This is a genomic window from Massilia forsythiae (assembly GCF_012849555.1).
Lineage (GTDB): Bacteria > Pseudomonadota > Gammaproteobacteria > Burkholderiales > Burkholderiaceae_D > Telluria > Telluria forsythiae.
Window position 1 is genome coordinate 2,759,080 of the sequence record NZ_CP051685.1, and the last position, 20,337, is coordinate 2,779,416.

The window sequence follows — 20,337 nt, forward strand, 5'->3', positions numbered from 1 at the left end:
GAGGTAAGATCGCGGCACGGCGGCCGGGCGTCGCCGGCGATCTTTGAACCATCCTGGAGGCCCCATGCAACATGCGAGCAATGCATTCGACGCCGGCCTGTCCGGCGCAGCCGACGCGACCCGGGCGCCCGAGCGCGACATGGTCGAAGTGGCGCGCTACCTGGTGCCGATGGAGGCGAACCTGGTCTGCGGCTGCCTGGTCGCCGCCGGCATCCCGGCGGTGCTGGCCGACGCCAACCTGGTGCAGACCGACCTGCTGCTCGCGCCGGCCCTGGGCGGGGTGCGCATCCTGGTGCCGGACGACTGCCTGGCGCAGGCGCAGGCCGCGCTGGACGCGTTCCAGCGCGGCGAGTTCGCGCTGGACGAGGACGCCGACGTGAGCGGCGCCTGACGGCCGCGCGGGAACGACGCAACTATGCCGACAGCTTCTGCATCTCGCGGTACAGGTCGGCCTTGCCCTCGAAGCCGATGCCAGGCAGGTCCGGCATCGTGATGAAGCCATTCTCGACCTTGACCCCGTCCGGGAAGCCGCCGAAGGGCTGGAACAGGTCCGGATAGGATTCGTTGCCACCCAGCCCCAGGCCGGCCGCGATGTTGAGCGACATCTGGTGCCCGCCGTGCGGGATGCAGCGGCTGCGCGACCAGCCGTGCTGGTGCAGCATGTCGAGCGTGCGCAGGTATTCCACCAGCCCGTACGACAGGGCGCAATCGAACTGCAGCCAGTCGCGGTCGGCGCGCATGCCGCCGTAGCGCACCAGGTTGCGCGCATCCTGCATCGAGAACAGGTTCTCGCCGGTCGCCATCGGCTTGTCGTAGTAGTTGCGCAGCGTCGCCTGCAGCTCGAAGTCGAGCGGATCGCCGGCCTCCTCGTACCAGAACAGGTCGTACTGCGACAGCGCCTTGGCATACGCAATCGCCGTGTCCAGGTCGAAGCGGCCGTTGGCGTCCACCGCCAGCTTCTGGCCATCCTGCAGCACCGACAGGATCGAATCGATGCGGCGCAGGTCCTCGTCCAGCGAGGCACCGCCGATCTTCTTCTTGACCACGGTGTAGCCGCGGTCGAGGTAGCTGCGCATCTCGTCCTTCAGCTTGCCGTGGTCCTGGCCCGGATAGTAGTAGCCGCCGGCCGCGTACACGAATACCTCGCGCTGCGGCCGGCCGTTGCCGTAGCGTTCTGCCAGCAGCTGGAACAGCGGCTTGCCGGCGATCTTGGCGACCGCGTCCCACACCGCCATGTCGATGGTGCCGATGGCCACCGAGCGCTCGCCGTGGCCGCCCGGCTTTTCGTTGGTGAACATGGCATCCCACACCTTGTGCGGGTCGAGGTTCGCGCCGCTGTCGTCGAGCAGCGAATCCGGCGCGGCCTCCAGGATGCGTGGGATGAAGCGCTCGCGCATCAGCTTGCCCTGGCCGTAGCGGCCGTTCGAATTGAAGCCGTAGCCGACCACCGGCTTGCCGTCCTTGACCACGTCGGTGATCACGGCGACCAGGCTCAGCGTCATCTTGCTGAAGTCGATGTAGGCGTTGCGGATGGGGGAACTGATCGGCAGGGTCTGTTCGCGGATGTCGACGATTTTCATGGCGGTCTCGGTAAGGTGGTGATGGAAAGCGCTTAGCTTAATCGCTGTATTCCTGCCTATAATTCCCGAATAGTGAATTGATTATTTACCTGGAGTGAATCAGCAATCCGCCTCATGTACACCGACGCCGCATCCGAAATGACCTTCTTCGTGCTGGTGGCGCGCCACGGCAGCCTGGCCGCGGCCGCGCGCGCGCTCGACCTGACGCCGCCGGCCGCCACCAAGCGCCTGGCGCAGCTGGAAGCGCGCCTCGGCGTGCGCCTGGTAAACCGCACCACGCGCCGCATCAGCCTCACCGCCGAGGGCGAGACCTACCTGGCGCACGCGACCCGTATCCTGGCGGCGATCCGTACCATGGAAGACGAAGTGGCAGGCAAGGGCGGCGATGAATTGCGCGGCCTGCTGCGGGTGAATGCGACGCTGGGCTTCGGCCGCACCGCGATCGCGCCGCTGCTGTCGGAATTCGCCAGGCGCCATCCCGGCGTAGAGGTGCAGATGGACGTCACCGACCGCCCGGTCGACCTGGCCGAGCACGGCGTCGACCTGGCGATCCGCTTCGGCGCGCCGCCGGACAAGCGCCTCAACGCGCGTCGCGTACTGTCGAACCGGCGCTTCCTGTGCGCGTCGCCGCGGTACCTGCAGCAGCACGGCGCGCCGGCGCTGCTGGACGACCTGGCGCGCCACCGCTGCATCGTCCACCGCCAGAACGACGACGCCTACGGCATCTGGCGTTTCCGCCAGGGCGGGGAGGGCGGGTACGACCGGACCGTCAAGGTGCACGGCGCGCTGTCCAGCAACGATGGCGACATCGTGCTCGGCTGGGCGCTGGACGGGCACGGCATCCTGATCCGTTCGGAGTGGGACCTGGCGCGCTACGTCGAGAGCGGGCGCCTGAAGATCGTGCTGCCGCAGTATGCGCTGCCGTCGGCCGACCTGTTCGTGGTCTACCTGAACCGCAGGAACCAGGCGGCGCGCACGCGCGCCTTCATCGATTTCCTGGTCGAGCATTTCGCCGCGGCGGCGCCGTCCTCGGCGCTGCCTCCCGCAGCGTGAACGGCGCCCAGGCTCAATCCAGCAGCGGTGCCAAGTCCGGATCGCCTTCGGCCATCGCGCGGCGGTAGGCGGGGCGCGCGCCGACGCGCCGCAGCCAGCCGCGGATGTGCGGATAGGGCGCCAGGTCGAACGGCTGGAACAGGCGCATCGTGGTCAGCGAAAACACGCTCATCACGTCGGCCGCGCTGAATTCGTCGCCGGCCAGCCAGGGCGCGCCGGCCAGGCGCGCGTCGACGTGCGCCAGCACCCGTTCCAGGCGCTCGCGCGCCGCCGCCGTGACCGGGTGGTCGGCGGCCGGCTGTGCGCGCCGGGCGGTCAGGTAGCGCATGAACGCCGGCTGAAGGTTGCCGTTGGCGAAATGGAACCAGTACAGGAAATCGGCGTAATCCGGCTGCGCGGGGCCCGGCTTCAGGCGCCCGCCGCCATGCCTGGCGATCAGGTAGTCGACGATCGCCGCCGATTCGCCCAGCAGCAGGTCGCCGTCCTCGATCAGCGGCGCGGCGCCGAGCGGATGCAGCGCCTTCAATTCGGGCGGGGCCAGGCGCGTGGCCGGATCGCGCGTGTAGTGCACCAGCCGGTAGGGCAGGTCCAGCTCTTCGCAGAGCCAGACGATGCGTTCCGATTGGGAATGGCCGAGGTGGTGGATGGTGATCATGATGGCATACTAGCAAAGCCGCGGCCGCCATGACGCCGCCAACACCATGAGAACGAGATCCCCAGTGACCCACGCCCGTCGCCTCACCGCCGCCATCGCCCTGCTGGCGGCTTCCTGCGCTGCCGCCCTGCCCACCGCGGCCGCCGCCCCAGCGGCCGCCGCGCCCGACCGCACCGTCGAGACCCTGCAGAAAATCGCCGACGCCGCCGGCCCGCCCGGCTTCGAGGAGCCGGTGCGCAAGGTGCTGGTCGAGATGATGAAGCCGCTGGCCGCCTCGCTCACCTACGACGGCATGGGATCCATCATCGCCACCCAGGGATCGAACGGGCCGCACGTCATGGTCGACGCCCACATGGACGAACTAGGCGGGATGGTCCGTCGCATCACCCCGAACGGCCTGTTGACCATGCAGATGCTGGGCGGCTGGCTGGACCAGGCGCTGCCCGACAAGCGCTGGGTGATCATCGGCAGCAAGGGGCCGGTGAAGGCCATTACCGGCATCCGCGACATCCACGTGGTGCCGGCCGACGAGCGCACCAGGGTGTTTGCGCGCGATGGCCTGTTCCTCGACGTCGGCGCCCGCAGCGAAGCCGAGGTGCGCGCGCTGGGCATTTCTCCGGGCGATCCGATCGTGCCGGACGCGCCCTTCGAAATCCTGAACGGCACCGACAACTACCTCGGCAAGGCCTGGGACGACCGCGTCGGCTGCGCGGTGGTGGTGGAAGCCATGCGCCGCCTGGCGAACGAGCCGCATCCGAACCGGATTTCCTGGGTGATCACGACCCAGGAAGAGATCGGCCTGCGCGGCGCCCATACGGCGGCCGACGTGGTCAAGCCCGACCTCGGCATCGCGATCGAAGGCGGCATCACCGGCGACGTGTATCCGGGCCGCCCGGAAGAGACGCAGGCGAAGCTGGGCGCCGGGCCGGGCATCTTCCTGTACGACTCGTCGGCGCTGCCGAACCGCAAATTGAGCGCCTTCGTCAAGCAGACCGCGAGCGAGCGCAAGCTGCCGCTGCAACTGGACCTGGTGCAGGGCTACGGTGACGATTCGGCCGAGATCCAGAAGAGCAACGGCGGCGTGCCGACCGTGAACCTGGTGGTGCCGATCCGCTACACGCATGCGCACAACGGCATCCTCAACCGGCGGGATTTCGACCAGATGGTGGACTTGCTCGTGTCGATGCTGAAGAAGCTGGACGCGGGGGAGGTGAAGCGGATCCGCGACTTCACGCCGGATAGCCGTTGACAATGATCCGACAATGAAAAAGCCGCCGGCTCTCGCGAACCGGCGGCTTTCGTATCCTGGTGGTGATAGGTGGACTTGAACCACCGACCCTAGCATTATGAATGCTATGCTCTAACCAACTGAGCTATATCACCGACGTCCTGCCACTAAAGCAAAATGGCCCAGCCTTTGCAGAGCCAAGCCATTCCGCTTGAAACCTGGTGGTGATAGGTGGACTTGAACCACCGACCCTAGCATTATGAATGCTATGCTCTAACCAACTGAGCTATATCACCAGAACGGAAAGTATTATGCCGTCCGGGACGGCGAGTGTCAAGGCTGGCCCTCCTGCACGTGTTGTGCGGCCAGGTGATCGAGCATGATCCCGGCTGGATCGGGGCCCAGGCAATCGATGACGATGCGCTCCGGCATCGAGCGCAGCCAGGTCAGCTGGCGCTTGGCGAGCTGGCGCGTGGCGACGATGCCGGTCTCGCGCAGGGCGGCGCGGTCGATGCGGCCGTCCAGGTAATCCCAGGACTGGCGGTAGCCGACGCAGCGCATCGACGGCAGGCTGGGTGACAAATCGCCGCGGGCGCGCAGGCGCGCCACCTCGGCGACGATGCCTTGTTCGTCGTCGTCGCCGCGGCCCAGCATCTGCTCGAAGCGCTGGGCGATGCGCCGGTGCAGCACCGCGCGGTCCGAGGGCTCCAGCGCGAACGACGTCAAGCGGAACGGCAATGCCGTCTTTTCGCGCCTGGCCAGCAACGCCGACATCGGCTGGCCGGACAGTTCGATGATTTCCAGCGCGCGGTTGATGCGCTGGGCGTCGTTCGGCGCCAGGCGCGCCGCGGTGGCCGGGTCCAGTCCGGCCAGGCGCGCGTGCAGGGCCGGCCAGCCGAGGCGCGCGGCGTCCAGCTCGATACGTGCGCGCACGGCGGCGTCGGCGCTGGGCAGGTCGTCGAGGCCGTCGCTCAAGCCCTTGAAGTACATCATCGTGCCGCCGACCAGCAGCGGCAGCCTGCCGCGCGCGGCGATCTCGCCCACCAGGCGGATCGCGTCTGCGCGGAACTGCATGACCGAATAGGCGTCGAGCGGGTCGATGATGTCGATCAGGTGGTGCGGCACGCTGGCCAGTTCGTCGGGCGTCGGCTTGGCGGTGCCGATGTCCATGCCGCGGTAGACCAGGGCCGAATCGACCGAGACGATCTCGGACGGGATGGCGCGCGCGATGGCCAGGGCGGACGCGGTCTTGCCGGACGCGGTCGGACCCATGATGGCCACGGCCAGCGGGGTGTGTTGCTGTGTCATGTGATGGAGAACGTGATGTCGGAGGGGGCGCGGCTCCGCCGATCGGCGGACGGCGTCATTGGCCGCGCAGGAACAGCTTGTCGAGCGCGCCGATTTCCAGCTGTACCCAGGTCGGGCGGCCGTGGTTGCACTGGTCGGCGCGCTCGGTCGCTTCCATCTGGCGCAGCAGGGCGTTCATCTCGGGCGCGGCCAGGATGCGGTTGGCGCGCACCGCGGTGTGGCAGGCGAGGGTGCCGAGCAATTCGTTGCGGCGCTCGATCAGCACGCGCGAGCCGCCGTATTCGCGCACGTCGCGCAGCACGTCGCGCGCCAGGGTCTGGGCGTCGGCGTTCTTCAGCAGCACCGGCACTGCGCGCACCGCCAGCGTGGTCGGCGACAGCGCGGCGATGTCGAAGCCGAGCGCCGCCAGCGTCTCGCCGTGTTCCTGCACGGTGCCGACCTCGATCGCATCGGCGAAGAAGGTCACCGGGATCAGCATCTGCTGCACCGGCATGCGTTCGCCTTCGGCCTGGGCGTCCAGCGCGTTCTTCAATTGTTCGTACAGGATGCGTTCGTGGGCGGCGTGCATGTCGACCAAGACCAGGCCCTTGCGGTTTTGCGCCAGGATGTAGATGCCGTGCAGCTGGGCCAGCGCGAAGCCGAGCGGGAAATCGTCGTCGGAGGCCGGCTGGGTGGGCGCGGGCAGGCTGGCTTCGCGCACTTCCGGCGGACGCGCCGCCGTGGCGGCGCTGCCGGACGCGCCGGCGCCATCGGCCGCGGCGGCGCCGGAGGCGAACAGGGCGCCATAGTGCTCGGTGCGCTGGGGAACACCGCCGCTTTGCGCGTCCCAGCGGCTGCCGGGCGGGAACGGCGACGGCGAAAAAGTCGACGATGCCGGGGCGCCGAGCTGGGCGCCGAACGAGGTCTGCTCGTGCGGGCGGCGCCAGGCGCTGCCGCTGCTGCCACCGCCTGAAGCGCTACCGCCGCCACCGGAGCCGCCGCTAATACCGCCACCGCCGAAGCCGCGTCCGAGCGCGCCGCCGGACGGTGCGATCTCGGCCGCGCTGACCGGCGCCGGCGCGCTGCCGTGGGCGGTGGCCGAGGTCTGCGCCAGCGCGCGCTGCACCGCGTGGAATACGAACTGGTGCACCGCGCGGCTGTCGCGGAAGCGCACTTCGATCTTCGACGGGTGCACGTTGACGTCGACCATCGCCGGATCGAGTTCCAGCGCCAGCACGTAGGAGGGAAAGCGGTCGCCGTGCAGCACGTCCTCGTAGGCCGCCTTGACCGCGTGCACCAGCAGCTTGTCGCGCACGAAGCGGCCGTTCACATAGAAGTACTGGCTGTCGGCGCGCGCCTTGGACGCGGTCGGCAAGCCGGCGTAGCCGTGCAGGCGCAGCGGGCCGGCGGCCTCGTCCAGGTGCAGGCGCGCCTCGGCGAAATCGCCGCCCAGGATCTGGGCGCTGCGCTTGGCGGCCTCGCTGACGTTCCAGTGGTCGATGGTGCGGCCGTTGTGGGTCAGGCTGAACGACACGTCCGGCCGCGCCAGCGCGATGCGGCGCACGACTTCGGCGCAGTGGCCGTATTCGGTCTGCTCGGATTTCAGGAACTTGCGCCGCGCCGGCGTGTTGAAATACAGGTCCTGCACGTCGATCGTGGTGCCCTGCACGCCGGAGGAGGGCGACACCGTGCCCTGGTGCGAGCCGACGATCTCCCAGGCATGGGCGCCGCCGGCGGTGCGCGAGGTAATCGACACCGCCGCCACCGAGGCGATCGAGGCCAGCGCCTCGCCGCGGAAGCCGAGCGTATTGACGTTCTCGAGGTCGGTCAGCGAAGCGATTTTCGAGGTCGCATGGCGCGCCAGGGCCAGCGGCATCTCTTCGGGCGGGATGCCGCGGCCGTTGTCGGTGATGGCGATGCGCTTGACGCCGCCTTCTTCCAGGCGGATCGTGACCTGGGTGGCGCCGGCATCCAGCGCATTCTCCAGCAACTCCTTCACCACCGCCGACGGCCGCTCGACCACCTCGCCGGCGGCGATTTGCGAGATCAGCTGATCGGGCAGCTGCTGGATCGGACGATGGGTAAGTACCGGAGCGTTCATCCGGCACATTATAGCCCGGCCTTTCCGCACCCACTGCGCTTGTTTGATTTTCCCCAAACCGGGGTCAGAGCCCGATTTTTGGCAATTTCCTTTGGGACCCTGCTTCAATTCGGGGTCAGAGCACAATTTGCTGACGATTCGGGGGCAGAGCAAAAGCCGCTGACACGCGTATGGTTGCCGCGGTACTGGGCCAGCCTACCTCGACGCCCTGGGAAAGCGGCGACTCGCTTGCACGCATACACTTACCTTTAAAAGTGCTCTGACCCCGAATGTCAGCTTTGAAGTGCTCTGACCCCGAATTGGGCTTTTGCTTGGGAGAAGTTGCCAAGAATCGGGCTCTGACCCCGGTTTGAAGGATGTCAGGGTTGTTCGCGGATGGGGATCGGGGCGGCGCACAGGTCGATGTGGCCGGCGGCGACCTTGGTCCAGGGGCCGCCGCGGTTGCGCTGGGCGTCGAGCACGGCGCGGTAGGCGGCGCTGTCGGTGCGCATCACGTCGAACTTGCTGCGCTGTTCCGGCGGCAGGTCGGCGGCGACCTTGACCGTGCCGATGGCGACGTTCATTTCCGGCTTGTCGTAGAAGCCCATCGGCGCCGGTCCGCGCGGCAGGGCGGCCAGCTGCGGCATGCCGGCGATCACGCGGCCGACCACGGTGATGTTGCGGTCGAGATGGCGCGCGGGGCCGATCACGGCGTACAGCGAGGTGCCGCCGCCGCTGTCGGCGTCGTTGTCGCGGCCCACGCCGACCATGCCGTAGCAGTGCGCCAGCCAGGTCTCGCCGGTCTTCGGATCGCGTCCCACCGGGAAGCCGTTCGAGTGGCCGGCCTGGGGCGCGTAGCCGTCGCTGTCCGGCAGGCGGGTGAAATGGGTGTCGTTTTTGAGCGGGACCGTGAATTCGGCCTTGAGCGTCTTCTGCGCCTTCCCGACCGGGCGCGCATCGGGCTTGTCCTCGTTCGGATCGCCCCACTGCACCACCCAGTTGTCCTGCACGCGCACGATCGCCAGGCCGTCGAAATAATGCTCGCGCACCAGCGCCTTGATATTCTGCACGTGCCTCGGAGCGAAGGTCGGCGCCAGTTCGATCACCACGCGTCCGGCCGCGGTGTCCATGTACAGCGTGTTGTCCGGATCGAGCGCACGCCAGTCGCCCGGCCTGGATGCCTTGACGATGTCCGCAACGCTGGGCTTGGGCGGCAATTCACCGGACTTGGTGGCGGCGACGGCGCCCGCCGCCAGGGCGGCGCATGCGCCCAGCAGTACTGCCTTGCAAATGATCCGGATTTCCTTCATGGGGGCTCTCCCTTGGCGTTGACAATATTGAATGATGGATACATTCGATTGTAATCTGCCGCAGGACCGAAGGAAACTTCCAAGGGAGTGACGATTCTCTTCCTTAAGTTGCGCTCGGAAGGATTTTATCGGGTCGGACTGGTGGTATCATGCGGCGCTACCATTTAGGACGATTATGGATCTGATGCAATTTTTCGGCATGATACTTCATGTCGATAAAACCCTGGGCATGCTGCTGGCCCAGTACGGAATCTATGTGTATGCGGTGCTGTTTGCCATCGTGTTCTGCGAGACCGGTCTGGTCGTGCTGTTCTTCTTCCCGGGCGACACCCTGCTGTTCATCGCCGGCGCCTTCTGCGCCACCGGCGAAATGAGTTATCCGTTGCTGATGGCATTGCTCATCGCCGCCGCCGTCACCGGGAATACCCTGAATTACTATATCGGCGGGGCCATCGGCCATCGCGTGTTCACCCACGATTACCGCTGGCTGAACAAGGATGCGCTGCGCCGCACGCACGATTTCTTCGAAAAGCATGGCGGCAAGACCATCATCCTGGCGCGCTTCGTGCCGGTGGTGCGTACCTTCGCGCCGTTCGTGGCGGGTATTTCGGACATGACCCATGCCCGCTTCCAGATGTACAACATCACCGGCGCCGTGCTGTGGGTGGCGGGCCTGGTGACTGCCGGTTACTTCTTCGGCAACATCCCGGTGGTGCGCGACCATCTCACCGCGATCGTCCTGGTCGGCGTCGGCGCTGCCGTGGTGCCGCTGGCATTGGGCGGCATCTACAAGGTCGGACGCCGCATGCTCAGCCGCTGAGCCGGTATCTTGCCCGTTTGCCAGCGCGCCGCACGACGGCGCGCTGTGCATTTACGCGGCCGATGCGAGGGCGATACGATCCGGCAAAATCGGAACTTGCACACCCTCAAGTTTACTTGCGGTAACGCCGTTAAAGCAGGGGAGTGCTTGAATACTGGAATCCCATGCGTAACCTGATCGCCCTGTTCGCTTGCTGCTGCGTCGTCCTGAGCGCAAGCGCGAACGATCCCGCCGCCGCGGCCAAGCTCGCGGCCTCCCTGTCGAAACCCGCTTCCGCGTCGATCCCGTCCGGCGCCGCCAAGACCGCCGCGCAGACGAAGAAACCCGAACCCGCCGCAGCCGCCGCACCGGCTGCCTCGAGCGACAAGGAAGACGATGCCGAAGTCGCCCTGTCGGCCAAGATCGCCGAGCGCCTGGCCGAACTGCGCGAACGCCAGCAGAGCCGCGCCGCCGCCGCCGTGCGCGCCAAGAAGGTAGCCGAGGTCAAGCGCAGGCAGGAAGAGCAGGCCAGCGCCGCCGCCGCCATCGCCGCCGCCACCCTGGCCAGCGCACCCAGGCGCGGCACCGCCTGGTCCTACGAGGGCGAACTGGGTCCGGCCAACTGGTCGAAGATCAACGATGGCTGGGCCAAGTGCGGCAGCGGCAACCGCCAGTCGCCGATTGACCTGCGCGACGGCATCAAGGTGAACCTGGAACAGATCAGCTTCGACTACCACCCGTCCTCGTTCAACGAGGTCAACAACGGCCACACGATCCAGGTGGCCGTGGGCAGCGGCAATTTCATTACGGTCGGCAACCAGACCTATGAATTGGAACAGTTCCACTTCCACCGTCCGTCCGAAGAAAAGATCAACGGCAAAGGCACGGAAATGGTCATGCACCTGGTGCACCGCAGCGCCGAGGGCAAGATCGCGATCGTCGCCGTGCTGCTCGAGCGCGGCCAGCCGCATCCGCTGATGCAGACCATCTGGGACAACCTGCCGCTGGAAAAATTCGAGACGGTATCCCCATCGATCGTGATCGACCCCAAGGATGCGCTGCCGGCCAAGCGCGAATACTTCACCTACATGGGCTCGCTGAGCGAACCGCCCTGCACCGAAGGCGTGCTGTACCTGGTGTTCAAGCAGCCGATGCAGGCGTCGCCGGCCCAGATGGCGCTGTTCTCGCGCCTGTATCCGCTGAATGCGCGGCCGGTGCAGCCGAGCGCGGGACGCATGATCAAGGAATCGAACTAAGCGCCTTTCGAATTGATTGTCAGGCGGCCGACACCTGCACGTGGTGCTCGCCGCGCCAGCTGCCGCCCGGCTCCAGCGTCTGCGGCGCCAGCAGCGCCGGTTCGATGCAGACGAAGCGGCGGTATTCCTCGTCTTCCATGTCGGCCAGGGCGGCGCTGTCGACCGCGCCCGGATTCCATACCACCGCGTCGGTGAAGCCGCTCTGGCGCAGCGTCAGCTTGTCGGCGCCGGTGTCGAAGCCGATGGTGTCGCCGACGCGCTCGAAGATCTGGTCCAGCTTGTCGGTGATCGCCACGGTCTCGGCCTGCACGCCGTCGATGCGCACCGCTTCCACGTCCTCGACCAGGTAATAGGTGTGCAGCGCCGCCGCGAACGGGAAGGCTGCGGTGCCGGTGTTGCGCACTTCGAGCGCCAGCGTCAGCGCGCGCGCGCGTATCGTCACGTGCAGCTTGAGTTCGAACGGATGCGGCCAGGCGCTCGCCAGCTGCGGCGCCAGGTCTTCGCGGCTCAGCACCAAGGTGGCGCAGGCGGCGCCATCCTGTTCGCTGCTGTCGGCCACGCGCCAGGTGCTGACGCGCGCGAAGCCGTGGCGCATGCCGTCGCCGCGTTCGGCAAACTGGGGAAAGATCACCGGCACGCCGCCGCGGATCGCGCGCGCGCCGTCGCGCGCCGACAGGCTGCTGACGAACAGGCGCTCCTGGCCGGCGGTGCCGCCGGCGTTGGCGACGGGTGTGACGTTATCGCCGCTGCCGACCATCATCGGGTCGCCCGGTGCGGGCGCGGCCGCGACGGCGCCAACCTGGCCGGCAGGCGCAGCCGACCCGGCGCCGGGGCCATCCGCCGCTACGCCGGGCGTCGCTACGCCGGGCGTGGCACCGCCCGGCGCATCCTTCCACGACACCAGGTGGGCGCCATACAGGGTGATGATCGCTTCGGCGCCGTCCGGTGCCTGAAGTTTTAGAGCGGGCAATTGCCCGAATTCGATATTGGTCGCGCTCACGAAATCCTCCTCAGCAGAAGATGACGATTTTGCCATGACCTTCGATCGCCTACCAGATCGGGCTCCAGGCGTGCGCCGGACCGTGCGAGCGCCATGGCGCGCCGCACGCCGGCACGCGCCGGCGGCCCGGCTCACGCCGTGCGGCTCTTGGCCAGCGGCGGGTTGTAGGCGAAGTAGCGCTTGATGCCCTTGGTGATGGCGTCGGCCAGCTGGTTCTGGTAGGCGTCGTCGCGCAAGCGCGCTTCTTCCTCGGGGTTCGAGATGAACGCGGTCTCGACCAGGATCGACGGGATGTCGGGCGCCTTCAGCACCGCGAAGCCGGCCTGCTCGACCGAACCCTTGTGCAGCCGGTTGATGCCGCCGATCTCGGACAGCACCGCCTTGCCCAGCTTCAGGCTGTCGCTGATCTGGGCGGTGGTGGACAGGTCGAACAGCACGCTGGCCAGTTCCTTGTCGTGGCTGCCGAAGTTGACGCCGCCGATCAGGTCGGCCTTGTTCTGGTCGGTGGCCAGCCAGCGCGCCGCGCTCGAGCTGGCGCCTTTTTCGGACAACACGAACACCGACGAGCCGCGCGCGCTCGGCTGGATGAAGGCATCGGCGTGGATCGAGACGAACAGGTCGGCCTGCACCTTCCTCGCTTTTTCCACGCGCTGGCCGAGCGGCACGAAGAAGTCGGCGTCGCGGGTCAGCATCACGCGCATGTTGGGCAGCGATTCGAGCTTGCCCTTCAGGCGCTTGGCGATTTCCAGGACGATGTCCTTCTCGTGCGCGCCGGTGGCGCCGGTGGCGCCCGGGTCCTCGCCGCCGTGGCCGGGGTCGAGCGCGATGGTGATCATGCGCGTCACCTTCGATCCGCCCGGCAGCGCCTTCGCCTGCGCCTGGGCTTGTGCCTGCACCTGGGCCTGCAGCGTGGGCGAGGGCAGCGTCGGCGTGGTCGGCAGCGGCTGGGCGGGCGTGGTGCCGGCGCGCGCGGCGTCGGCTTCCAGTTTGGCGACCGGCGCTGGCGCCACTTGCCCCACGGTCGGCGTGCCCGGCTGGGCCGGCGGCAGCGGCGTGGCGGCGGCCACCTCGGCCTGGCTCCATTTTTCCTGGGCGATCATGGTGGTCAGCGGATCGACCGGATGCAGCGGATACAGGTCGAAGATCAGGCGGTTGCGGTAGCCGGCCACCGGCGGCGCCGTAAACACCTGCGGACGCACGGTTTCCTTCAGGTCGAACACCAGGCGCACCACGTTGGGCCGGTTCTGGCCGACGCGCACGTGCTTGATGTAGGGATCGTTCGATTCCACCTTCGCCACCAGGCTTTTCAGGGTCTCGTTGAGTGCCAGGCCCTCGATGTCCACCACCATGCGCGGCGGATCGGCCACCATGAAGTGCGTGGCCTTCAAGACGCTGTCGTTTTCCAGCGTGACGCGGGTGTACTCGTCGGCCGGCCAGACGCGCACCGCCATGATCTGGGCGGCGCCGGCGGGGAGGGGGACGAGGGCGGGCGCGACGACGGACAGCAGCAGCGTGCCGCCGGTTTTGAGCGCCGTGCGGCGCCGCGGCGAACCGGGAATCAGGGAATCGGAGGGTAGTGCAGGCTTTCGAGGCATAGCAGGCCCAAGTCGGACAACGCCTGCAATTCTACCTCACGGCCGGGACCGCTGACGTCCAGCACCACATTCACGTCGGGCGGCGGCAACACCGGTTCGCCCTTTTCCGGCCACTCGACGATGCAGATGTTGTCGCCGTTGAAATCCTCGCGGAAGCCCGCATCCAGGAATTCCTCGGGGCTGGACATGCGGTACAGGTCGTAGTGGATCACCTCGACCTGCCGTCCGCCCAGCACGATGCGGTAGGGTTCGGACAGCGTGTAGGTCGGGCTCTTGACCGCGCCGACATGGCCGGCCGCTTGCAGCAGGGCGCGCGTGAGGGCGGTCTTGCCGGCGCCGAGGTCGCCGTGCAGGTAGATCACCAGGCCGGGCCGCAGCGCGCGCGCCAGGGCGCCGCCCAAGTCCCGGGTGGCGGATTCGTCGGGAAGATAAGCCTTGAATTGGCGCCGTGCTGCTTGCATCGTTCGTGTTTCCGTCGTTGCGTGAATGTTGTCGTATGCGCCGTCGTGGCCGGTGCCGGCGCAGCGCCGCCGACAGTGCGGGCGCCGCATCGCATAGAATAGCGTGCTTCGCCCTCTGCCCGCCATGTCCCCAGCCCAGCCGACCCCGTCCGACACCGCCGACCTGCCCGCGCTGGCGCGCGCCATCAAGGCATGGGGCGCCGAACTCGGCTTTGCCGACGTGCGCATCGCGGACATCGACCTGGCGCATGCCGAGGCCGGCCTGCAGGCCTGGCTGGACGCCGGCCACCACGGCGAGATGGATTATATGGCAAGCCACGGCATGAAGCGTGCCCGGCCCGCCGAACTGGTGCCGGGCACGGTGCGCGTGATCAGCGCGCGCATGGATTACCTGCCGCAGGACACGCAAGCCGACTGGCGCGCGCGCGAACGCCTGCGCCAGCAAGACCCGCAGGCGGCCGTGGTCTCGGTGTATGCGCGCGGGCGCGACTACCACAAGGTGCTCAGGAACCGCCTGCAGCAGCTGGCCGAGCGCATCCGCACCGCCATCGGCGACTACGGCTACCGCGTGTTCACCGATTCGGCCCCGGTGATGGAATTGCCGCTGGCGCAAAAGGCGGGGCTGGGCTGGCGCGGCAAGCACACGCTGCTGCTGTCGCGCGAGGCCGGTTCGACCTTCTTCATCGGCGAGATCCTGGTGGACGTGCCGCTGCCGGTCGACCAGTCCACCGGTGCCCACTGCGGACAGTGCCAGGCCTGCATCGGCGCCTGCCCGACCGGTGCCATCCTGGCGCCGGGGCGGCTGGATGCGCGCCGCTGCATTTCCTACCTGACGATCGAGCTGAAGGGCAGCATCCCGGAAGAATTCCGGGCGCTGATCGGCAACCGCATCTACGGTTGCGACGACTGCCAGCTGGCCTGCCCGTGGAACAAGTTCGCCCAGCGCGCGCAGCTGCCCGATTTTGACGAACGCAACGGCCTGGGCGAGGCGGGGCTGGTGGAATTGTTCGGCTGGGAAGAGGAAGAGTTCAACCGCCGCATGGAGGGCAGTCCGATCCGGCGCATCGGCCACGAGCGCTGGCTGCGCAACCTGGCGGTCGGCCTGGGCAATGCGGCGGACCGGGCGCGCGGCGATGCGCGCATCGTGGCCGCCCTGCGCGCGCGCGCCGCGCACCCTTCACCGATGGTGCGCGAGCACGTGGCCTGGGCGCTGGCGCGCCGCGAGCCGCCGCAGCACTGAGGTCAGGGATCGATGCGCTTCATGCGCAGCGCCGACCAGTCGCCGTCGACCGAGATGATGGCCACGCTGGTCAGTCCCTGGTCCTTGGCGTAGTCGTTGATCGAATCGCGCTGGATGTCGGTGGCCTTGGAGGCGGTCTGCTTCAGGTAGGCCACCCACAGCGTGCCCTTGTCGCCCAGGCGCTCCTTGGCGGCCGGCAGATACTGTTCCAGTTCCTTGCGGTTCATTGCAAACAGCAACACGACATCCACCTTGTCCTGCTCGTGCTTGAGCAGCGCCGGCGGCATCTGCGCCACCATGCCGGGGTGGACGCTGCCGTTCAGGATCAGCATCGATTTGGCGGTCCTCAGGAACATCTTGTCTGCAATCGTCTTTTCGCTCATCTGCATTCCCTAAAGAATTTTCTGGCGCGGCCTGGAGCTGCGCGGTGCTTCGGCCGATTCTACAAGCGCATCGTGCGCGCGGCGCAAACGTCAATGGCCATGCGGCGCGCCTGCCGGGACCGGGCTGGCGCAACGTCGGCTGCCTGAAGAATCGAATCGGATACGGTGATCGCGTCCGCGTCATGCGGAAGGATCGATGATGGCCACCGGAGCGGCGTGTGCAACAGATAAAGGCGGGTTGGCGAATCGCAAGGCGCGCCGGCGAGATTTTTCGGCCGCCCGGTCAGCCTGCCGGACCCGGCTTTGGATGACGTCTTACTTCAACAGGCCGGCCAGTTCGACTGCCGTCTTGACCTGCATCTTGTCAAAGATGTGGGCGCGGTGCACTTCCACGGTCCGCATGCTGATGCCGAGCTTGTCGGCCACGACCTTGTTCATGTTGCCGGCCAGGATCAGGTCGAGCACTTCGCGCTCGCGCGCCGACAGCGTGGCCAGGCGCGCGCGCACTTGGGTGCCGGCGGCGGCCTTGCGCGAGGTCGCCAGCGCTTCCTCGACGCGGTCCATCAGCTGGTTGTCGTTGAAGGGCTTTTCGAAGAAGTCGAAGGCGCCGCGCTTGAGCGAATCGACCGCCATCGGCACGTCGCCGTGGCCGGTCAGGAAGATCACCGGCAGGCGCGCCAGCAGGCCGCGCGCTACCAGCTGGTCGAACACGGCGATGCCGTTCATGCCGGGCATGCGCACGTCCAGCAGCACGCAGTCGCCGCCATCGGCGCCGTCCGCGCCGGCGTCGTCGCCCTGGGCGGCGAGGGCGTCGAGGAAGGCCTGGCCGCCCGCATGGCCGCGCGCCGCCAGCCCGCGCGAGTGCGCCAGCCATTCCAGGGCGTCGCGGATGACGTCTTCGTCGTCGACGATGTGCAGCATGCTGTCTCCCGATTCTATTTATGATTGCAAGCGATTTGGCCGGGTATTTTAGCCCAGCCGCCTGCGCCCCGCTGGCGCTGCGGCAAGGTGTTTATGCTGCCTGCAAGGTAAACGTGAACACCGTGCCGCCGCCGGGGTTGTCGGCATGCGTCAGCGTGCCGCCGTGGAATTCGATGGCAGTGCGGCAGATCGACAAACCCATCCCCATGCCTTCCGCCTTGGTCGAGAAGAACGGCGAAAACAGGCGCTCGGCCACCTCGGGCGGGATGCCGTGGCCGTTGTCGATCACGGAAACGGCCACCTGGCCGGCACCGACGCGCGCCGCAATCGCCAGCACGCGCCGCTCCGGGGCACTGCCCTGCATCGCCTCGATCGCGTTGCGCGTCAGGTTCAGCAGCACCTGTTCCAGCAGCACGCGGTCGGCCAGCACCGGCGGCAGGCCGGGCGGAATGTCGACCTGCAGCGTGACGTAGCTTTGGCGCGCCTGCAGCTCGACCAGCGAGCGGATGCCGTCCACCACCTGCTGGATCGCGACCCGTTCGCGGCGCGGCTCGCGCTTTTTCACGAACTCGTGCACGCTGCGGATGATTTCTCCGGCGCGGCGCGCCTGCGTATTCGCCTGTTCCAGCGCGCGTTTCAGCATGCCGGCATCGAGCGGCGCTTGCGCACCCGCAGCAACCCCGGTAGCGTCGCCGGCGCGCGCCAGCACGTTGAGGGCGCCGGCGGTGTAGCTGGAGATGGCCGCCAGCGGCTGGTTCAGCTCGTGCGCCAGCATCGACGAAATCTCGCCCATGGTGGCCAGGCGCGCGCTGGTTTCCAGTTTTTCCTGCTGCTGGCGATAGATTTCCTCGGCGCGCTTGCGGTCGGTGATGTCGAGGATCGAGCTCATCCAGCCGGTGTGGCGGCCGTGGGTGTCCAGCAGCGGCGCCTCGAACACCAGCACCGGCACCCGCACGCCGTCCGAGCGCTGGAACACGGTCTCGAACTGCGGCGTGGCCTGGCCGGCCAGCACCTTGCGGAAGCGCTGTTCGTATTCGTCGATGGCTTCCGGCGCCCAGTAGGGCATCGGCGGCGTCTTGCCCAATAAATCTTCGGCCGGCAGTCCGACCAGGCGGCAAAAGGCCGGGTTGACGTAGGTGACGCGCCCCTGCAGGTCGCGCGCGCGCAGGCCGGTCAGCAGCGAATCCTCCATCGCGGTGCGGAACGCCATCTGCTGGCGCAGGGCATTTTCCGCGGCGATGGTGCGCGCGATGTGGCGCCACAGCGCCGCCAGCGACAGCACCAGGCCCAGCGCCAGCACGATCACCGAGCCGACCAGCAGGTTCGGCAAGAGTTTCGGCGCACCCTTGACGCTGTCGGTGGACAGCACGATCGACGACCCCGGCAGGTCGAGCGCGCGCTTGTGGGTGTAGACGCCGCGCCCCGGACCGCCGGCGGCGCGCTGGGCCACCATGCGGTCGTCGCGGTCGAGCAGGGCCAGCGCATTGTCCTGGGCAAACCACCAGGGCACGTTTTCGTCGAGCAGGGTCTGCAAATTGTAGGTGGCGACCAGGCTGCCGATGTATTGCTTGTTGTGGTACAGCGGCAAATGAAAATCGATCAGGCCGTGCATCAGCGCGGTGGCGCCGTAGGGGTCGCTGTAGCGGCCGGCGCGCGTGGTGCGCGACATCGCCGCCGCTTCCCGCGACGATTCGGTGAGACCGGCGGCCGGCATTTCCAATCCATGCACGGCGCGCACGGCGCCGGCGGCGTCGAACCACACCACGCGCTGCAGTTCGTGGCCGTTCTTGAACATCTGCGCCAGGCGCGCCTGCAGCATGGCGGACGGCGGCGTCTCGACCGCCAGGTCGGCGCCCAGCGTGGCCAGCACCTCTTCGCTGCGCGCCAGTTCGAAGCGCAGCGTCTGTTCGACCCAGAGCGTATCCGCAATCAATTGCTCTTGCCGCTCGTTGCTTTCCATCTGGCGCGCCTGCCACGGCAGCCACAGCAGCACCAGCAGGAACAGCAGCACCAGCAGCACCGGCACCAGCCAGCGCCACGGGCCTTCCGGCACCGGGCGCGGCATCGAAAACGCGTTCTTGGTCAACGTGTTCTTCATGGACGAATCTTCATGGGACAGTTGTACGGGTGGTGGGAGCGGGCCCGCCGGCGCCGCGGGCCCTACGGGATTGTACTGAGCGAGGACCGGCGCATCCGGGCGGCGTCCCCACGTATACTGCTACCGATATCGTGTCCGGAAGAGGAAACAGCATGTGGATCAAGAACGCGCCCGTCGCGCTGGCGCTCGCGGTCGCCGTCCTGTCGAGCTGGACCGCGGCGCAAGCCCAGGGCGGCGCGCCGGCGCCCATCGTCATCAAGTTCAGCCACGTGGTCGCCCCGGACGCGCCCAAGGGGCTGGCGGCGGAGCGCTTCCGGGTGCTGGCGGAACAGATGACCAAGGGACGCGTCAAGGTGGAAGTCTACCCCAACAGCCAGCTCTACAAGGACAAGGAAGAACTGGAAGCGCTGCAACTGGGGGCGGTACAGATGCTGGCGCCCTCGCTGGCCAAGTTCGGTCCGCTGGGCGTGAAGGAATTCGAAGCCTTCGATTTGCCCTACATCTTCCCGACCAAGGCGGCGCTGTACGCGGTGACCGAAGGCCCGATCGGCAAGTCGCTGCTGCGCAAGCTGGAGCCGAAAGGCATCACCGGGCTGGCCTACTGGGACAACGGGTTCAAGGTCATGTCGGCCGACCGCCCACTGCGCACGCCGGCGGATTTCCACGGCCTCAAGATGCGCATCCAGGGTTCCAAGGTGCTCGATGCGCAGATGCGCGCGCTGGGCGCGGTACCGCAGGTGCTGGCGTTTTCCGAAGTGTATGCGGCGCTGCAGAGCGGTGTCGTGGACGGCACCGAGAACCCGCCTTCGAACATGTATACCCAGCGCATGCACGAGGTGCAGAAATACGTGACGGTGTCGAACCACGGCTATCTCGGCTATGTAGTCATCGTCAACAAGAAGTTCTGGGACGGCTTGCCGCGCGACATCCGCACGCAGCTGGAAGCGGCCCTGCGCGAGGCGACCACCTTCGAAAAAGCCATCGCCCAGCGCGACAACGACCGCGCGCTGGAGGCGATCCGGCGCAGCGGCAAGACCCAGGTCACCACCATGACGCCGCAGCAGCAAGCCGAATGGCGGCGTGCATTGCTGCCGGTACAGAAGCAGGTCGAAGGCCGCATCGGCAAGGACTTGATCGATGCGATCAATCGAACGACGTCCGAATAATGTTGCATGGCATAATTTATTTCCTGAATATATTTAATCGGTTTTACGGGGTATTTTCCTGTTGGAAATCCAGTCCCTGCCGAGCCGGCTTTATGCCATGTCTTTCTTGGTTATAGCTGAAATATATTCCATGAATGTATATAAAAAACTACGTTTTTCTTATGCGATTGCGTTATGATGGGGCACCTTCAGCACTACAATGGTGCGTTTGAAGTGGAACGGATA

18 protein-coding genes and 2 tRNA genes are annotated in these 20,337 nt (G+C 67.2%); 7 read left to right on the forward strand and 13 right to left on the reverse strand.

Features of this window, described 5'->3' with window-relative positions:
* Positions 1–64 precede the first annotated feature (64 nt).
* On the forward strand, positions 65–391 hold the full coding sequence (locus tag HH212_RS11890) for a putative signal transducing protein (protein ID WP_170202666.1): 327 nt from the start codon (positions 65–67) through the stop codon (positions 389–391).
* A 22-nt stretch (positions 392–413) separates the two neighbouring features.
* On the opposite strand, the gene HH212_RS11895 is transcribed toward HH212_RS11890, so the two are convergent.
* The gene (locus tag HH212_RS11895) at positions 414–1,580 is read right to left on the reverse strand and encodes a mandelate racemase/muconate lactonizing enzyme family protein (protein ID WP_170202667.1); all 1,167 of its coding nucleotides are present in this window, start codon (positions 1,578–1,580) and stop codon (positions 414–416) included.
* Between the two features lie 114 nt (positions 1,581–1,694).
* Here HH212_RS11895 and HH212_RS11900 point away from each other — a divergent pair, with 114 nt between their 5' ends.
* The gene (locus HH212_RS11900) at positions 1,695–2,633 is read left to right on the forward strand and encodes a LysR family transcriptional regulator (RefSeq protein WP_170202668.1); all 939 of its coding nucleotides are present in this window, start codon (positions 1,695–1,697) and stop codon (positions 2,631–2,633) included.
* A 13-nt stretch (positions 2,634–2,646) separates the two neighbouring features.
* On the opposite strand, the gene HH212_RS11905 is transcribed toward HH212_RS11900, so the two are convergent.
* On the reverse strand, positions 2,647–3,288 hold the full coding sequence (locus tag HH212_RS11905) for a glutathione S-transferase family protein (protein WP_170202669.1): 642 nt from the start codon (positions 3,286–3,288) through the stop codon (positions 2,647–2,649).
* A 64-nt stretch (positions 3,289–3,352) separates the two neighbouring features.
* Between HH212_RS11905 and HH212_RS27315 the strand changes: the two genes are divergently transcribed.
* Entirely contained in the window at positions 3,353–4,537 is a 1,185-nt protein-coding gene (locus HH212_RS27315) for a M42 family metallopeptidase (protein WP_308633264.1), read from the forward strand.
* A 57-nt stretch (positions 4,538–4,594) separates the two neighbouring features.
* Here HH212_RS27315 and HH212_RS11915 read toward each other — a convergent pair.
* The 5 genes from HH212_RS11915 to HH212_RS11935 form a co-directional block, all read right to left on the reverse strand.
* A tRNA-Met gene (locus HH212_RS11915) sits at positions 4,595–4,671 on the reverse strand.
* A 64-nt stretch (positions 4,672–4,735) separates the two neighbouring features.
* Positions 4,736–4,812: transfer RNA gene (locus tag HH212_RS11920), tRNA-Met, on the reverse strand.
* A gap of 37 nt (positions 4,813–4,849) precedes the next feature.
* The gene (gene miaA, locus HH212_RS11925; protein WP_170202671.1) at positions 4,850–5,824 is read right to left on the reverse strand and encodes a tRNA (adenosine(37)-N6)-dimethylallyltransferase MiaA; all 975 of its coding nucleotides are present in this window, start codon (positions 5,822–5,824) and stop codon (positions 4,850–4,852) included.
* A 55-nt stretch (positions 5,825–5,879) separates the two neighbouring features.
* Positions 5,880–7,904, reverse strand: coding sequence for a DNA mismatch repair endonuclease MutL (gene mutL, locus HH212_RS11930; protein ID WP_170202672.1), 2,025 nt, complete (start codon positions 7,902–7,904; stop codon positions 5,880–5,882).
* Between the two features lie 359 nt (positions 7,905–8,263).
* The gene (locus tag HH212_RS11935; protein ID WP_170202673.1) at positions 8,264–9,193 is read right to left on the reverse strand and encodes a peptidylprolyl isomerase; all 930 of its coding nucleotides are present in this window, start codon (positions 9,191–9,193) and stop codon (positions 8,264–8,266) included.
* 175 nt (positions 9,194–9,368) lie between these two features.
* Between HH212_RS11935 and HH212_RS11940 the strand changes: the two genes are divergently transcribed.
* Complete coding sequence (locus HH212_RS11940; RefSeq protein ID WP_170202674.1) at positions 9,369–10,013, forward strand: VTT domain-containing protein; 645 nt, start codon at positions 9,369–9,371, stop codon at positions 10,011–10,013.
* 164 nt (positions 10,014–10,177) lie between these two features.
* Positions 10,178–11,248, forward strand: a complete 1,071-nt coding sequence (locus HH212_RS11945; protein ID WP_170202675.1) for a carbonic anhydrase — start codon at positions 10,178–10,180, stop codon at positions 11,246–11,248.
* 19 nt (positions 11,249–11,267) lie between these two features.
* Here HH212_RS11945 and HH212_RS11950 read toward each other — a convergent pair whose 3' ends face one another.
* The 3 genes from HH212_RS11950 to tsaE all read right to left on the reverse strand — a co-directional run bounded on the left by HH212_RS11950 (position 11,268) and on the right by tsaE (position 14,304).
* On the reverse strand, positions 11,268–12,248 hold the full coding sequence (locus HH212_RS11950; protein ID WP_229217685.1) for an aldose epimerase family protein: 981 nt from the start codon (positions 12,246–12,248) through the stop codon (positions 11,268–11,270).
* Positions 12,249–12,379: 131 nt separating this feature from the next.
* The gene (locus tag HH212_RS11955; protein WP_170202676.1) at positions 12,380–13,843 is read right to left on the reverse strand and encodes an N-acetylmuramoyl-L-alanine amidase; all 1,464 of its coding nucleotides are present in this window, start codon (positions 13,841–13,843) and stop codon (positions 12,380–12,382) included.
* Complete coding sequence (gene tsaE / locus HH212_RS11960; protein WP_170202677.1) at positions 13,807–14,304, reverse strand: tRNA (adenosine(37)-N6)-threonylcarbamoyltransferase complex ATPase subunit type 1 TsaE; 498 nt, start codon at positions 14,302–14,304, stop codon at positions 13,807–13,809. Before tsaE ends, HH212_RS11955 begins: the two co-directional genes overlap by 37 nt.
* A gap of 124 nt (positions 14,305–14,428) precedes the next feature.
* Between tsaE and queG the strand changes: the two genes are divergently transcribed.
* Positions 14,429–15,544 carry a tRNA epoxyqueuosine(34) reductase QueG gene (gene queG, locus HH212_RS11965; RefSeq protein WP_170202678.1) on the forward strand — a complete coding sequence of 372 codons (1,116 nt, stop codon included), beginning with the start codon at positions 14,429–14,431 and terminating at the stop codon, positions 15,542–15,544.
* Positions 15,545–15,546: 2 nt separating this feature from the next.
* On the opposite strand, the gene HH212_RS11970 is transcribed toward queG, so the two are convergent.
* From HH212_RS11970 to HH212_RS11980, 3 genes are all read right to left on the reverse strand, one after another.
* Positions 15,547–15,900, reverse strand: a complete 354-nt coding sequence (locus tag HH212_RS11970; RefSeq protein ID WP_229217686.1) for a DUF3052 family protein — start codon at positions 15,898–15,900, stop codon at positions 15,547–15,549.
* A 342-nt stretch (positions 15,901–16,242) separates the two neighbouring features.
* Positions 16,243–16,848 (reverse strand): response regulator transcription factor, encoded by a 606-nt coding sequence (locus HH212_RS11975; RefSeq protein ID WP_170202680.1) that lies wholly within the window; start codon positions 16,846–16,848, stop codon positions 16,243–16,245.
* Between the two features lie 91 nt (positions 16,849–16,939).
* Positions 16,940–18,946, reverse strand: a complete 2,007-nt coding sequence (locus HH212_RS11980; protein ID WP_370663921.1) for a sensor histidine kinase — start codon at positions 18,944–18,946, stop codon at positions 16,940–16,942.
* Positions 18,947–19,098: 152 nt separating this feature from the next.
* On the opposite strand from HH212_RS11980, the gene HH212_RS11985 reads away from it, so the two are divergent.
* Positions 19,099–20,112, forward strand: coding sequence for a TRAP transporter substrate-binding protein (locus HH212_RS11985; protein WP_170202681.1), 1,014 nt, complete (start codon positions 19,099–19,101; stop codon positions 20,110–20,112).
* Positions 20,113–20,337 lie beyond the last annotated feature (225 nt).